Source organism: Desulfosalsimonas propionicica (assembly GCF_013761005.1).
GTDB classification, from domain to species: domain Bacteria; phylum Desulfobacterota; class Desulfobacteria; order Desulfobacterales; family Desulfosalsimonadaceae; genus Desulfosalsimonas; species Desulfosalsimonas propionicica.
In genome coordinates this window covers 83,062-98,176 of sequence record NZ_JACDUS010000005.1, presented here as the reverse complement: position 1 = coordinate 98,176, position 15,115 = coordinate 83,062, and the positions used below count along the sequence as shown (strand labels likewise).

Genomic DNA, 15,115 nt, shown 5'->3' with positions numbered 1-15,115 from the left:
AAGCGGGCTATTATTTTTCCGCTTTTAACTCTTCGAGTTGCTTTTTAAGCTCTTCATTTTCCTTGCGGTATTTTTCCGCTTCGCTTTCGCTCTGGCCAGAGCCGCCGGGCTCCACGCCCGTGTCTTTTTGCCAGGTATCTTTCAACTCGTCAAAGCCCAGATACAAAGCCAGGCAACCGCCGAGGAGCAGCATCACCGGAATGGCACCCGCCAGAAGCTGAAGAAATGCATCAAACCAGATTGCCAGACCGATTACGCCGATTACAGCTGCGACTGCACCGCCAATTAAAGTTTTCATAACGCCACATCCTCCTTTGTTTAATATTGATGATCGGATCACAATATGGATTGTTTCGATCAGGTGGGGCACCCCTCCCTAACTTTTGAGAATAACAAATTTTCATCTAACACAGGCGAAGTTGTAAAGCAAGCAAAAACCCTAGGGCTGATGCCACATCCCGGGGCTGCCCGGAGCAATGATATCCGCACCGGAGCCCCGGATCGGTTTGCCGCTTGAAAAGCCTGGACCAACTTGGTATGGTTCCACAAAAACTCTTTATCAAAAAGGCGGCAGCCATGACTTATAATCGACACCCGCTGCAGGGAAAAACCGCAGATAACAAAACCCAGCAAGATGACAAGTATCCCGCAGACAGCGAAATCGCCCCGTTTTTCTGCTATCTGCCGGCCTGCAGGGGATTGCTGGCGCGGTTGATCAGCGTGCTTTTGTTTAACCGCCCGAAAATCGATGCCCAGCTCCGGCAGACAGTCAGGGAACTCAGCCAATCCGGCATTGTCGTGTATGTCAACAAGTACCGCAGCAAATTTGAGTATTTTTTTTATCACTGCAGGTATCGCAAGGAAGGTCTACCCTATCCGGTTCTTGGTTTTGATTACTCCACATATTTCTGGCAGCCTTTGAAACGGACCTTTGACGGCTTTGTTTTCAACGTCGGCTATTGGTTGAAGCATTTTTCCTGGCCGGATCCTTACCAGCAGCACTTTTACCGCAACCGTCTTCTGGCCGGGGATGCGGCAATGATTTCGCTGATTGAGGAAAAGCAAAGTTACCGGCAGCTTGCCAAATCCGGCACCGACCCCATGGACTACCTCATCGAGATCCAAAAAACCATAGACACACCAATTTACCTGGTTCCCCAACTCATCCTCTATGACCGGGACCCGCAGACCACCTGGCTGACCCTCACGGATGTCATTTTCGGCACCCGGGAAAAACCCGGACGGCTGCGCAGGCTCTGGATGATGCTCAAGCGGCCCGGCAAAATCTGGATTGAAGGCGCTGAAATTGTCAATCTCAAAGATTTTCTCCAGACCCGGGAAGCCACCAGTCTCAATCAGAAAAGCCAGGCCATTTATTTGCGCCGGTTTCTCATCGACAGAATCAACCGGCACCGCCAATCCATTACCGGTCCGGTTCTCAAGTCCCGAACGGAAATCATGCAGGGTGTGCTGACCCATCCGGAAACCCAGCGAATCATTGCCGAATATGCGGCCGAACACAAAGTTCCCATTTACAAGGCCCAGAAAGAAGCAGCGGATTTTCTCGATGAAATTGCCGCCAACTACAACCTCAAAATTATCAAGATCTTTGACATCTGCCTGCGCTGGATTTTCCGGGCCATGTTTGACGGCATGGTGGTGGACCAGGAAGGCCTGGACCGGATCCGGCAGGCATCCAAAACCGGGCCCCTGGTGCTGGTGCCCTGCCACAAAAGCCATCTGGATTATCTGATTCTTTCTTTTGTATTTTTCCACAACAATTTGCCCTGCCCGCATATTGCCGCAGGCAAGAACCTTTCGTTCTGGCCCATAGGGCCCTTGTTCCGGGGCGGCGGGGCATTTTTTCTCAGGCGGACATTTAAGGGCGAGCCTCTGTACCCAAAGATCTTTTCGGCTTATATCAACAAGCTGCTCACAGAAGGCTTTCACATGGAATTTTTCATCGAGGGCGGCCGAAGCCGCACCGGTAAACTGCTGCCGCCAAAAATCGGCTTTCTGTCCCTGCTTGTGGATGCCTACATGAAAAACAACTGGGATGATATGCTCTTTGTTCCCATTTTTATCGGATATGACCGGGTCCTGGAGGAAAAGGCCTATATCCACGAAATGGAAGGGGGCAAAAAAAGCCCGGAGAACCTGATCAATATCGTAAAGGCCAGAAAATTTCTCAAAAAAAAATACGGCAAGATTTATATCAATTTTCATGAACCCTTTTCCTTAAAACAGCATTTTTCCCAAAGCAGCACCCCGTTTTTCAAGCTGGACCGCGAGACCCGGGGACAGAAGCTGCACACATTCGGGGAAAAAATCATCAGCGCCATTAACAGCCAGGCTGTGATCACCCCCCATGCGGTGGTGGCCGCCACCCTGCTCAATTGCTCCCAGAAGCGCATTTATTATCGCCAGCTGCTGGAACATGCCGAAACGTACATGAAGTACCTGTCCATGCGGGGAGTCAAGCTCACCGACACCCTTTACATTGACAACCAGGGAGCCTTTGACACGGTGTTAGACACCTTTATCTCAAACAAATACATTGAACGATCCGCATCCACCAACCCGGCCGGCACACCGCCGAATCCCATTTTCAAGATCCATGAAAACAAGCGCCCGAACCTGGAATATTACAAAAACAACGGGGTGATCTTTTTTGCGCCTGCGGCCTTTACCGCACTTTCCATTCTTGCCCTTGACGCATTCCAGTTCACCGCAGAGGACCTGTATCCTCATTACGATTTTTTAAAGGATTTCTTCTCCCTGGAATTTATTTTCGACCCGGAAGAGGAAGTGGAAGTCTCGGTGCGCAAAAATATCAAGGCGTTTATCGACGATGCCATTCTCACCCCGCATCCGGCCCTGCCGGAGACCTATAACGTGACATCTGCAGGATTTCGCAAGCTCAATTTGTTTGCGGGATTTCTCACGGCCTATTTCGAATCCTACTGGGTGGTGCTCAATTTCTACATGCGCTATACCCGGGGGCCGATTCTTGAACGCAGAAATTACACCAAAAAAATTCAGGCCCTGGGCAGCCGCATGTACAAGAGAAACGAAATTCTGCGCAAGGAAGCCCTGTTTAAAATCAATTACAAAAACGCAGTGGCCTTTTTTACCAGCCAGGGCTTAAACAACCCGGAAAATCAGGAAGATCAGGAAGTGCTGGACTTTTATACGCAAAAAGTCCAGTTCTACCGGCGCTGCCTTCCCAATTAGGATCTTTGGTTTTTCAAATGCCGGATAACGCTTTTAATGCACTGATCCTTGCCGCAGGGCTGGGCACGCGCCTGCGCCCCCACAGCCGGAAGGTGCCAAAGCCGCTGTTTGCCGTGGCCGGCCGGCCGGTTATTGACATCATCATCTCCCGGCTGATCGATGCCGGGGTCAGCACCATTGCCGTCAATGTTTTTCATCTTCCTGATCAAATCACCGGATATATCGCATCGCGAAATTACCCGGTACCGGTGATCTGCCGCCGGGAGCCGCACCTGCTGGGCACTGGCGGTGCCATCGGCAATTTCTCAGACGTGCTGGGCAACCGGCCTTTTGTGATGATCAACAGCGACATCTTAACAGATATTGCCATTGCAGAGGTGCTCGGCCAGCATAACGCCAGGGGCCCGGCAGCCACACTGGTGATGCACGATCACCCGGATTTCAACAAGGTGGCCGTGGATCCGGAGGGCGGCATCGCCGCCTTTACCCCCCCGGCCGGCCAAAATCAAAGCCTTATGGCATTTACCGGCCTGCAGGTAATCGATCCGGTGATTTATTCGTATATTGCGCCCAAACAGACGGTCAGCAGCATTGACCTGTTTTCGGCCATGATCGCAGACGGGCGGAGAATCGAGGCATACCATGCATCCGGACATTACTGGATGGACCTGGGCACGCCCCATTGCTTCCGGCAGGCGGTCATCGACACCATAGCCCCGGAAATCTTTGAGCGCCGCACTGGGCAAAAGCCCCGCCCAAAGGATCTTTGCTGCCGGGCCCTGGCCGGCGACGGCTCGGACCGAAAGTGGCTGCGGATTTTGTTTAGCGGCCAAAGCCTGATCGTGGCAGACCACGGAATCAATACCAACAAGTCGGTCACGGAGTTTGATGCCTTTGTGGCCATTGGCCGCCATCTTTTTGACAAGGGCGTTTGTGTGCCCGAGATCCACGCCAATGACCGGTTTTCCGGGCTGGTATTTATGGCCGACCTGGGAGACACCCTGCTGCAGCAAGCCGTTGAAAACGCATCCGGCACCGACCTTGTTGAAAAATATTATAAAAACATCATTGACGGGTTAGTGGATATGCACAGCCGTGGATCTGAGGGCTTTGACCCGGCCTGGGCGTATCAGGGCGCAGTCTATGACCGGCAGATGATCCTGGAAAAAGAAGGGCGCTATTTTGTGTCCGCTTTTTTGCAAAATTATCTGGAAATGGCAGAAATTGAAACAATGGCCCTTGAATCCGAGTTCTGCGCCCTGGCGGATGTGATTCTTGAATCCTGCTGCTTCGGGTTCATGCACCGGGATTTTCAGTCCCGAAACATCATGGTCACACAAAAAGGCTTTTTTTTCATTGATTTTCAGGCGGCACGCATCGGGCCTCTGGAATATGACCTGGCATCGCTTATAACAGACCCCTATGTGGCCCTTGCCCCGAAGCTCCAGGACCGGCTTGTGGATTATGCAATGCACCAATTGGGCATCAGGGGCGGCCGCGGGGAAAAAACCTTTCAAAAAGGGTACCGCTGCTGCGCCATATCGAGAAACCTCCAGGCACTGGGCGCCTATGGCCGGCTGGTCCGGGAAAAGGGCAAAACCGGTTTTGCCCGCTACATGCCCCCGGCCCTGACCAACCTGGAAAGACTGACAGCCGGGACCGCAGACCCGGCCCTGCCCGTTTTGGCAAAGACTGTGGCCCATGCCTGCCGGCTTCTGGACCAGCGGCAGCACGAAAAATGAATTTCCCTGGAAGTCCTAAAACTGATATAATTGTCAATTAACAAAGAAATAACTTCTTGATTTTACCTAACACTTAATCACTTAACACTGCCTGTAAAAAAGACTTTTTACAGGCTCACCAATTTTTGAAAGGAAATTTTGTATGCAGCCCATTTCGCTTATGATAAACGGCCTGCCCGGAAACGTGGCTGCCATGCTTGCGGAAAAGGCAGCCAAAGACAGCCGGTTTCAGCTCATTGACGCCTCTTTGACCGGTGCTGAAATCACGACGACCACACATGCGGTCAAGGACCGCAGCATCGCGCTGATCCTTCCAAAAGACCGCCAGGGGGCGATCGCCGAAATCAGAAAAGCCCACAAGGACTTGATTGCCATTGATTTCACCCATCCCTCTGCGGTCAATGACAACGCCCGATTTTACTGTGCAAACCAGATTCCCTTTGTCATGGGCACCACCGGCGGCGACCGGCAGGAGTTGGTGGCCACGGTTGAAAACTCGGATACCTGCGCGGTGATCGCCCCGAACATGGCCAAGCAAATCGTGGGTTTCCAGGCCATGATGGCCTATGCGGCCGAAAACTTTCCCAACCTGTTTGCCGGATATGAACTGACCATCGAGGAAAGCCACCAGCAGGCCAAGGCCGACACCTCGGGCACGGCCAAGGCCATGGTGGATTATTTCAACAAGCTGGGCGCAGATTTTTCCCAAAGCGATATCATCCGGATCCGCGACCCCCAAGAGCAGAAAGACCGGCTGGGCGTGGACGAACAATACCTGTCCGGCCACGGCTGGCACACCTACACCCTGGTTTCGCCGGACAAGACCGTGACCTTCCGGTTTACCCACAATGTCAACGGCCGGGACATTTATGCCCAGGGAACCTTTGACGCGGTTTTGTTTCTGGCCGGAAAAATCGACCAGGGTCAAAAGGGCGGGGTATTTTCCATGATTGACGTGCTAAAGCAGGGCTAATGCGGCAAATGGGAAACAAAGCGCTGACTTTCCGGTTTTTTGCGGCAGCTGCTGCGGCACTTTTCTGGATCCTGGCCTCGTCGCCGTGCCCGGCGCAAACCTTTCCAAAACCCGGGTGGCAGGACCGGCCCGATCCCGTGGCATCGCAGGGGGCCCGACAGGGCGGGGAAATCTGCGTTTTCGGGGGCCAGTACCCCAAAAGCATGAACTATTACACGGACAACAATGTCTTGTCCTCTCAATTGTTTTCCCTGATGTATGACAGCCTTTTGTCCCTGCATTCCACCGGTCTGGAATATGAACCCGGGCTTGCTGCACAATGGGAAATATCAGCAGACAAAAAAACCTTCACTTTTCACCTGGACCCGGATGCGCGCTGGAGCGACGGCCGGCCCGTGACCGCAGGGGATGTGGCCTGGACCTATGCGGCGATCATGGACCCGGCCCACATGACCGGATCCCACAAGGTCAGCCTGGAGCGATTCAAGCCCCCAGAAATCGTCGATAAGCGCACCATTCGGTTTAGCGCAAAATCGATCCACTGGAAAAACCTGCTGGCCCTGGGCGGGCTCAACATTCTCCCCAAACACGCTTTTTCAGAAAAGGATTTCAACAAGATCAACTTTTCCTTTCCCGTGGTCTCAGGTCCCTACAGACCCGGGCCGATCCGGGAAGGCATGTCCTTGGAAATGGAGAAAAGAGAGAACTGGTGGCAGGCCGGTTTTGCCCGAAATAAGGGAAAGTACAATTTCAGCACTCTGAAATTCCGGTTTTACGCTGAGCGGCAAAATGCCTTTGAAGCCTTTAAAGATGGAAAAATTGACCTGTTTCCGGTCTACACCTCCAGGATCTGGATCCAGGAAACAACCGGGGATTCTTTTTTGCGCAACCACATCCTGAAGCAAAAGATCCACAACCACAAGCCGGTGGGCTTCCAGGGCTTTGCCATGAACATGCGCAAGCCGCCGTTTGACGATGTCCGGGTGCGAAAGGCCATGGCCCTTTTGCTGGACCGGAAAAAAATGAACCAGACCCTGATGTACAGCCAGTATTTTCTGCACCGCTCCTATTACGAGGATCTTTATTCCGATGCCAACCCGTGCCCGAACCCGCTGATCAAAGTCGACCAAAAGCAGGCGCGCCGCCTGCTTGACAAGGCCGGCTGGCAGGTCAACCCCGAAACCGGGTGGCGGCAAAAACAGGGCCGGAAGCTGACCATCCGGTTTCTGTCCCGGGATGCGGCATCCGGGAAATTTCTGTCCATTTACGCCGAGGACTTAAAGGATGCGGGCATTGATCTGGTTATTGACAAAAAGGACTGGGCCGCCTGGGCCAGGGACATGGATGAATTTAATTTCCAGATGACATGGGCCGCCTGGGGTGCGTCCATGTTTAAGGACCCAGAGGGGATGTGGGCATCAGATGAAGCCCACAGGCAGGGAAGCGCCAATATCACCGGATTTTCAGATCCAGAGGTGGACCGGCTCATCAAGGCCCAGAAAACCGAGTTTGACATTGAAAAACGGCACCGGATCTGCCGGCAGATCGACCAGATCGTATTTGCCGCCCATCCTTATGTTCTGCTGTGGAACATCGACTACACCCGGCTTTTGTACTGGCACAAGTTCGGCACCCCGGCCACGGTGCTGTCAAAATACGGCGATGAGATGAGCGCGCTGACCTACTGGTGGCACGACCCGGATGCCGACGCCCTGCTCAAAGAGGCGGTAAAGCGGGATTTGTCCCTGCCGCCAAAAGCGCCGGCAATCTATTTTGACGAGGTGTTTTCAGCAGATGCTGTTTCAACCAGCTCATAGACCTTTTTTAACGCCTGTTCCAGGTTTTCGGGCCTGGATCCGCCCGCCTGTGCCATGTCCGGCCGGCCGCCGCCGCCGCCGCCCACTTCCGCGGCCACGTGCTTGATGATGTTTCCGGCATGGAACCGGTCTGTTAAATCCTTGGTCACCACGGCGATCAAAAGCGCCTTTTGCCCCTGGACCGCGCCGAGCACCACCACCCCGGAGCCGATCTTTTCCCGGAACTGGTCGGCGATGCTGCGCAGGGCCCCGGGGTTGTCGGCCTGAACGCTTTTGGCCACCACCTTGACGCCGTTGACCGAGCTGACCTCATCACTCATCTGATCAGCAGAGGCGGATGCCAGCTTCAGCTTGAGCTGCTCCACCTGTTTTTCCAGGTTTTTCTGCCCGGCCAGCAGGCCCTCCACCCGGCCGGCCACGGCCTCGGGCCGGTCCTTTAACAGGCGGGCGGCCTCATTGAGACACCGGTTGATCTCCTGGATCTGGGCAAATGCCGCCCGGCCGGTCATGGCCTCGATGCGGCGCACGCCCGAGGCCACGCTGGCCTCGGAGAGAATCTTGAAGACACCGATATCCCCGGTTCGCCCGGTATGGGTGCCCCCGCACAGCTCCTGGCTGAAATCCTCAAGGGAAATCACCCGGACCCGGTCGCCGTATTTTTCCTCAAAAAGGGCCATGGCCCCGGTTTTAAAAGCCTCTTCCGCGTCCATCTCCTCCACGGACACGGCGAGGTTTTCCCGGATGCGTTCATTGACGCGAATCTCAATTTCCTCGATGGTTTCGGCATCGAGCTGGGAAAAATGGGTGAAGTCAAAACGCAGCCGGTCCGGGCCCACAAGCGAACCGGCCTGGCGCACGTGCTCTCCGACCACCTGGCGCAGGCACTTGTGCAGGATATGGGTGGCCGTGTGATTGCGCGCCGTGTCCCGCCGGTTTTCCGGGTCCACGGACAGGGTGGCGGTGTCGTTTTTGCGCACCTTGCCCGAAACCACCCGGCCCCTATGGATAATCAGGCCCGTGGGATCCTTGAAGGTGTCTTCCACCCGGATTTCAAAACCGGGCCCGGAAATTGTGCCCGTATCTGCCACCTGCCCGCCGGATGTCGCGTAAAAAGGCGTTTTTTCCGCCACCACCTCCACAGGCGAATCGGCCTGGGCTTCATCCACGGCTGCACCGTCGACCACCAGCAGCATGAGGGCGGAGTCACAGCTCAGCCGGTCATAGCCCACAAATTCCGGCCGCTGGTCCGTACTGGCGGAAAAATTGCGGTAAGCCTCGCTGATGGAGGAAAACGCGGTCACGCTGCGCGACTGTTCCCGGCGCTGTGCCATGGCCTTGTCAAAGCCGTCCATGTCCAGATCCAGGCCCTTGTCGCGCACCACGTCCCGGACAATGTCCACGGGAAAACCAAAGGTGTCATAAAGCTTGAAAATCACTTCCCCCGGTACCACGGTGGAGTTTTCCCGCTGCATCTGCTCCATGGTTTCCGCCAGCAGTTTTAAGCCGTGATCCAGGGTTTCGAGAAACCGCACTTCCTCGTTTTTCACCACATTGGTGATAAACACCCGGTCTTCAAACAGCTCCGGATAGGCTTCCTTCATGATCTCAAAAACCGGCTCCACAGTCTTGTGCAGAAACGGTTCGGTCAGGCCGATGTTTCTGCCGTAGCGGATGGCCCGGCGCATGATGCGCCGCAGCACGTATCCCCTGCCCTCGTTTGAGGGCAGCACCCCGTCTCCGATCAAAAACGCCGCAGCCCTGCTGTGATCGGCAATGACTTTGACCGCCACATCGGTTGGGTCATCAACTCCCATCTGACGGCCGGACAGAGATTCAATGACCTGGATGACGGGGGTGAACAGGTCTGTGTCAAAATTGGTGGGCACGTCCTGGATAATGGAGGCAATGCGCTCCAGCCCCATTCCCGTGTCAATGCTCGGCCTGGGAAGCGGGGTCATCTGCCCGTCTTCTGAGCGGTTATACTGCATAAAGACCAGATTCCAGATCTCCAGGTACCGGTCGCACTCGCATCCGGGCATGCAGTCTGGCGAGCCGCAGCCGGCGGCCGCGCCCCGGTCAATCAAAATCTCCGAGCAGGGGCCGCAGGGGCCGGTTTCGCCCATGGACCAGAAATTGTCTTTCTCCCCCAGGCGGACAATGCGCTCCGGGTCCACGCCGATATGATCGCGCCAGATCTCAAAGGCCTCCTCGTCGTCGAGATAAACCGTGATCCACAAATCCTTTGGGGCAAGGCCCAGACCGTCGACCAGAAGCTCCCAGGCATAACCGATGGCCTCTTTTTTAAAATAATCGCCAAAGGAGAAATTGCCCAGCATTTCAAAAAAGGTGTGGTGCCGGGCCGTATAGCCCACGTTTTCCAGGTCGTTGTGCTTGCCCCCGGCCCGGAGGCACTTCTGGGAGGTGGCCGCACGGTTGTAGGCACGCTTTTCCTCGCCGAGAAACACCCGCTTGAACTGCACCATGCCGGCATTGGTAAACAGCAGGGTGGGATCATCCTGGGGCACCAGTGAGGAACTGCGGACGATCTGATGATTTTTTTGTGCAAAATAGTCGAAAAACTTCTTTCGGATCTCATTTCCCGTCATGAGCTTCCCCTATTTTTCCGCTGCTTCGGGTTCGCTGCCGGCGGGCTCCTGGCCGGCTTCGGCTGTGGCCTCCTGCTTTTTGCCCGGGGTCAGGCCCAGGGCTGTCTTGACCCGGTCGCGCAGGTTGGCGTGCAGGTCCGGATTTTCATGGAAAAACTTCTTGATGTTCTCCCGGCCCTGGCCCAGGCGCTGGCCGTCATGGGAATACCAGGACCCGCTTTTTTCAATGACCCCTGCCTTGACCCCCATATCCAGCAAATCGCCTGCAGCAGAGATACCTTCGCCGTACATGACATCAAACTCGGCTTCCTTAAACGGCGGGGCCAGCTTGTTTTTGACCACCTTGGCCTTGGTGCGGTTGCCCATCACCTCCTGGCCCTCCTTGATGGAACCGGTCCGGCGCACCTCGATTCTCACCGAAGAATAGAATTTTAGCGCGTTGCCGCCGGTGGTGGTCTCGGGATTGCCAAAAACCACACCGATTTTCATTCGGATCTGGTTGATAAAGATCAGGGATGTGTTGGTTTTGGAAATGGTGCCGGTGAGCTTGCGCAGAGCCTGGGACATGAGCCGGGCCTGCAGGCCCATGTGGGAATCGCCCATTTCCCCCTCGATTTCAGCCCGTGGCACCAAGGCGGCCACCGAGTCGATGACCAGAATGTCCACGGCCCCGCTTCGCACCAGCATGTCAGCGATTTCAAGGGCCTGCTCCCCGGTATCCGGCTGGGAAACCAGCAGTTCATCGGTATTGACCCCGAGCTTTTTGGCATAGGCAGTGTCCAGGGCGTGCTCGGCATCCACAAACGCCGCAATGCCGCCCTGCTGCTGGGCCTCGGCCACGGCATGAAGGGCAAGGGTGGTTTTGCCGGAGGCTTCAGGCCCGTAGATCTCGGTGACCCTTCCCCGGGGAATGCCCCCGATGCCCAGGGCCAGGTCCAGGGCAATGGAACCGGTTGGGATTGCCGGAATGTCTATGATGGTGTTGCTGCCCAGCTTCATGATCGATCCCTTGCCGAACTGGCGCTCGATCTGACCGATGGCTGTCTGCACCGCCTTTTCCTTGTCCATGGACTTGCTCATATCCGCCTCCTGAAGGATGTGTCATGCCCCTTGCCTGAAAACAAAAATCCCCCGGCGCTTGTGCCGGTGACAATCATTTTTTGCAAGGCTGCAAAATGGATTTCGTGTGTTTGTTGAAAAATATATTAAACCATGGGCTCCGCGTCCAGCCCGTGGCCGGAAATCACCCTGTAGACCGGGCCCTTCGGGGTCAGGGTGCTTTCAAACAATTGCACGGATTGTATTTCAAAAGGGCCGGCACAAAAATCGCCGAATTGTTCAATGGCATCTGCAACACCGGCCGGATCAGGCTTTGTCTTAAACCGGCCCAGGGTCAAATGCCCGGTAAATTCCCGGCGTTCCCTTTCAAATCCCAGTTCGGCCATTTTCTCTTCCACGGCCTGCTGCAAACATGCCAGCTCTTGGGTCTGTCCCCCGATTCCGGTCCACATGACCCTGGGCCGGCGAATGCCGGGAAACACCCCAAGGCCCCGGGCGTCTATACGCATTTTGGAAAAACCGGAAATTGCCTCTGCTGTGGCAGCAGAAACCGCTTTTACGGCCGAGGCCGGCACAGGACCCAAAAATTTCAGCGTCAGGTGAATGTTTTCCGGCGCCGTGTATTTCATTTTCAGACCGAATTTCCGGAGCCGCGCCTGCAGATCGGCCAGGGCGGCTGTCACTTCACCGGGCAGGCGAACAGCGATAAAGGCCCGCACAGAATCGCCCGTTTGGGCTTGTACCCGGTCCTGTTGCGTGTCTTTGTCAGTCATCGGCCTCCAAGTCCTCTTACCCGAAGCCGGCTGGCAACACGGCCAGGGCTGCTGCCAGAATCACCCGGCAGATCAGACCTGCGGCCACGTCATCAATAACCACCCCCAGCCCGCCGTCAAACCGCCGCTCCAGCCACCCCACGGGAAAAGGCTTTATGATATCAAAAATCCGAAACAGCACAAACCCGGAAACCGCCAGGGGCCAGGAAAGGGGAAGCCCCACAAAAACAACGGCCATGCCCGCAATCTCATCAATTACAATGGCCCCGGGGTCTTTTTGCCCCATCACGAGCTCGGCCCTTCCCGCAGACCAGACGGCCGCTGCAATCACGGCCAATGCCAGCAGCACGGCATAGCCGGTGTGCATCTGCGCCATGACCCAGTAAAGCAAAAGGCCCGGGAGTGATCCGAATGTGCCAGGGGCAAAAGGAATTTTGCCGATATAGCCGCCCGTGGCCACGGCCACGGACAATTTGGAGATAAAATTCATTTGGTTCTATAATCTGCAGCCGTATGTGTCAAGGCATTGTTCATTGACGCTTTTGGCTCCTGTCATGGACAAAACAGGCCAGAGCCGATTCATAAACCGTGCGCAAAGCAACATTGCAGGCCTCTGCTGCACGGCGGCAGGATTCATACTCAGGCGCGACGCGCCAGCCGCCTTCCGGGGTCTTGACCTGCTTGGCCGCAATTTCACCGTAAGGGGTACTGACCGCAACGGCCCTGCGCTCCAGGACCCGGCGCCGGACCGGGTAATAGCGCACTCCGATGGCGCTGGTCTCGCTTAAAATCCGGGACATCACGTCCTGTTGGCAGGCGTTGTCACACAGCACCTGCAGCAGCACCCCTGGCCGCCCCTTTTTCATGTAAACCGGAACCATGTAAACATCCCGGGCCCCGTCTGCAAACAACCGGTCTGATACATAAGCGTAAATCTCGGGATTCATGTCGTCAATGCAGGTTTCCACCATGACCATGGCATCCGCCCCGGCATCCGGTCTGCTGCCGGTGATGATGCGCAGGACATTGGCGCGGGCTTCCAGGTCCCGGGAGCCTGCGCCGTAGCCTGTTTTTTCCACCACCATGTCGCAAACCGGACCGAATTCCCGGGCAAGGGAGGTAACAATGGCCGCACCCGTGGGGGTGACCAGCTCAAAGGGGATTTGGGAGCCGTATACCGGCACCCCTTTTAACAGGGCTGCGGTTGCCGGCGCCGGTACTGGCAGGGTGCCGTGGCTGCAGGTGACCGAGCCCGAACCCAGGGGCAGGGGCGAGGCAAAGACCTTTTCAATGCCCAGATAATCAATGCCCATGGCCGTTCCCACCATGTCCACAATGGCATCCACTCCGCCCACTTCGTGAAAATGAACCCGGGCCTTTTCGCATTCATGAATTTTGGCCTCGGCTTCCGCCAGCCGATCAAACATGGCCATGCTCATCCGCCTGACCGGCTCGGACAGGCGGCTTTGGGCGATCATCTGTGATATGGCCTGGTAATCACGCTCCGGTCCGTTTTCCGCCCCGACGCTGACAGATGTGGCCGAAATGCCGCAGCGTTTCACCCGCCGGGCCGTGAGCCGAAAATCATCCAACCCCAGCTGGTCTTTGAGATTCTGGGCCAGCCAGTCCAGGGGCACGCCCAGTTCCGCCAGGGCCCCGAGGGTCATGTCCCCGCTGATGCCCGAAAAACAGTCAAAATAGGCAATCATGGACGATAATCCCCGTGGGCGTGCAGGCCGATGATCTCGGTGAGCAGTTCAACGGTGCGGGCCATGTCATCAACGGCAATGTTTTCCCGGACCGTGTGGATTTCGCGCATGCCCGTGCCGATCACCCCGGTCGTAATGCCCTTGCCGAAAAAAATATTGGCATCCGCCCCGCCGCCGGTGCGGCGGCAGACCAGTTCCCGGCCCAGGCGGGCCGCGGCGGTCTTGGCCATGCGCACCACTGCATGTTCTTCCGGGATATGCGTTCTTGGAAATTCGTTTGTCAGGTCAACTGTGACCCGGGGCACGTCTTGTCCGTCCTGCTCCCGGGGCCAGGTGCGGGCCTGGGCATCAAAGGCATCCAGGATTTTGCGGGTCACCGCCTCCAGCTTTGCCGGATCATGACTTCTGACCTCACCTTTAATCCTGGCGGTCTCTGGAACAATATTGGTGGCCCCTTCGCACTGAAACACCCCGATGTTGGCAGTGGTCTCCTCGTCGATGCGGCCGAGTTCCAGAGAGGCAATGGCCCGACTGGCAAGCACGATGGCATTAATCCCCTTTTCGGGTTCAGCCCCGGCATGGGCGGCTTTTCCGTGGACTGCCAATTCAAAGTGATTGGCCGTGGGTGCCCGGGTGATAATGGTTTCAGTGTCCGCTGTGTCTAAGGCATAGCCGTATTTTGCCGAAACCAGGCTGAAATCCAGGTTTTTGGCGCCCTGCAGGCCGATTTCCTCGCATATGGTAAACACCAGATCCAGGGGACCGTGATCCCTGTTGTTTTCATGCAGGGACAAAACGGTTTCAATGATGATGGCGAGCGCGCTTTTGTCATCTGCGCCCAGCACGGTTGTACCGTCGCTGTAAAACACCCCGTCAACAAACCGGGGTTTGACCCCCCGGCCCGGCTCCACCGTGTCCATGTGGGCATTTAACATCAGGGGAGGCACATCCCGGGTGCCGGCAATCCGCAAAATCAGGTTGCCGGTATCGCTTCCGGTATGGCGGCCTGCATCATCGATAAAGACCTCCGGGTTTAAGGGTTCGAGCATTTTTCGTATTTCACGCGAGACCCGGCCCTCTTCCCGGGAGACGGAATCAATGGATACAAGGGTTTTAAAGGTTTCTGACAGCCGTTTTTTGTTGACCATTGCACAATCACCCCAAAGATGTTATTGACAAAAAATACACAATCCCTATTGTTT

At 55.8% G+C, this 15,115-nt stretch carries 11 protein-coding genes; 4 read left to right on the top strand and 7 right to left on the bottom strand.

Annotated elements, in window-relative coordinates; translation table 11 throughout:
• Positions 1-10: 10 nt before the first annotated feature.
• On the bottom strand, positions 11-298 hold the full coding sequence (locus HNR65_RS10365) for a hypothetical protein (RefSeq protein ID WP_181551433.1): 288 nt from the start codon (positions 296-298) through the stop codon (positions 11-13).
• 278 nt (positions 299-576) lie between these two features.
• Between HNR65_RS10365 and HNR65_RS10360 the strand changes: the two genes are divergently transcribed.
• The 4 genes from HNR65_RS10360 (at position 577) to HNR65_RS10345 (ending at position 7,766) form a co-directional block, all read left to right on the top strand.
• Positions 577-3,234: a 1-acyl-sn-glycerol-3-phosphate acyltransferase gene (locus HNR65_RS10360; protein ID WP_181551432.1), complete on the top strand. Its 2,658-nt coding sequence runs from the start codon at positions 577-579 to the stop codon at positions 3,232-3,234.
• A 17-nt stretch (positions 3,235-3,251) separates the two neighbouring features.
• On the top strand, positions 3,252-4,976 hold the full coding sequence (locus HNR65_RS10355; RefSeq protein WP_181551431.1) for a sugar phosphate nucleotidyltransferase: 1,725 nt from the start codon (positions 3,252-3,254) through the stop codon (positions 4,974-4,976).
• Between the two features lie 142 nt (positions 4,977-5,118).
• Positions 5,119-5,949 carry a dihydrodipicolinate reductase gene (dapB, locus tag HNR65_RS10350; RefSeq protein ID WP_181551430.1) on the top strand — a complete coding sequence of 277 codons (831 nt, stop codon included), beginning with the start codon at positions 5,119-5,121 and terminating at the stop codon, positions 5,947-5,949.
• Positions 5,950-5,957: 8 nt separating this feature from the next.
• Positions 5,958-7,766, top strand: a complete 1,809-nt coding sequence (locus tag HNR65_RS10345; protein ID WP_181551429.1) for an extracellular solute-binding protein — start codon at positions 5,958-5,960, stop codon at positions 7,764-7,766.
• On the opposite strand, the gene alaS is transcribed toward HNR65_RS10345, so the two are convergent.
• The 6 genes from alaS to HNR65_RS10315 form a co-directional block, all read right to left on the bottom strand.
• Entirely contained in the window at positions 7,718-10,372 is a 2,655-nt protein-coding gene (alaS, locus tag HNR65_RS10340; protein WP_181551428.1) for an alanine--tRNA ligase, read from the bottom strand. The two genes, HNR65_RS10345 and alaS, sit on opposite strands and share 49 nt — an antisense overlap.
• Before the next feature lie 9 nt (positions 10,373-10,381).
• The gene (gene recA, locus HNR65_RS10335; protein WP_181551427.1) at positions 10,382-11,452 is read right to left on the bottom strand and encodes a recombinase RecA; all 1,071 of its coding nucleotides are present in this window, start codon (positions 11,450-11,452) and stop codon (positions 10,382-10,384) included.
• Positions 11,453-11,577: 125 nt separating this feature from the next.
• Positions 11,578-12,204, bottom strand: coding sequence for an RNA 2',3'-cyclic phosphodiesterase (thpR, locus tag HNR65_RS10330; protein WP_181551426.1), 627 nt, complete (start codon positions 12,202-12,204; stop codon positions 11,578-11,580).
• Between the two features lie 16 nt (positions 12,205-12,220).
• A complete protein-coding gene (locus tag HNR65_RS10325) occupies positions 12,221-12,694 on the bottom strand; it encodes a phosphatidylglycerophosphatase A family protein (protein WP_181551425.1) in 474 nt (157 codons plus the stop codon).
• A gap of 40 nt (positions 12,695-12,734) precedes the next feature.
• A complete protein-coding gene (gene larC, locus HNR65_RS10320) occupies positions 12,735-13,913 on the bottom strand; it encodes a nickel pincer cofactor biosynthesis protein LarC (protein WP_181551424.1) in 1,179 nt (392 codons plus the stop codon).
• On the bottom strand, positions 13,910-15,061 hold the full coding sequence (locus HNR65_RS10315) for a M20/M25/M40 family metallo-hydrolase (protein ID WP_181551423.1): 1,152 nt from the start codon (positions 15,059-15,061) through the stop codon (positions 13,910-13,912). Before HNR65_RS10315 ends, larC begins: the two co-directional genes overlap by 4 nt.
• Positions 15,062-15,115 lie beyond the last annotated feature (54 nt).

Coding starts and splice junctions, on each gene's coding strand:
- HNR65_RS10360 (WP_181551432.1), top strand. CDS start 577: ATGACTTATAATCGACACCCGCTGCAGGGAAAAACCGCAGATAACAAA.
- HNR65_RS10315 (WP_181551423.1), bottom strand. CDS start 15,061: ATGGTCAACAAAAAACGGCTGTCAGAAACCTTTAAAACCCTTGTATCC.
- alaS (WP_181551428.1), bottom strand. CDS start 10,372: ATGACGGGAAATGAGATCCGAAAGAAGTTTTTCGACTATTTTGCACAA.
- HNR65_RS10355 (WP_181551431.1), top strand. CDS start 3,252: ATGCCGGATAACGCTTTTAATGCACTGATCCTTGCCGCAGGGCTGGGC.
- thpR (WP_181551426.1), bottom strand. CDS start 12,204: ATGACTGACAAAGACACGCAACAGGACCGGGTACAAGCCCAAACGGGC.
- HNR65_RS10365 (WP_181551433.1), bottom strand. CDS start 298: ATGAAAACTTTAATTGGCGGTGCAGTCGCAGCTGTAATCGGCGTAATC.
- HNR65_RS10325 (WP_181551425.1), bottom strand. CDS start 12,694: ATGAATTTTATCTCCAAATTGTCCGTGGCCGTGGCCACGGGCGGCTAT.
- HNR65_RS10345 (WP_181551429.1), top strand. CDS start 5,958: ATGGGAAACAAAGCGCTGACTTTCCGGTTTTTTGCGGCAGCTGCTGCG.
- dapB (WP_181551430.1), top strand. CDS start 5,119: ATGCAGCCCATTTCGCTTATGATAAACGGCCTGCCCGGAAACGTGGCT.
- larC (WP_181551424.1), bottom strand. CDS start 13,913: ATGATTGCCTATTTTGACTGTTTTTCGGGCATCAGCGGGGACATGACC.
- recA (WP_181551427.1), bottom strand. CDS start 11,452: ATGAGCAAGTCCATGGACAAGGAAAAGGCGGTGCAGACAGCCATCGGT.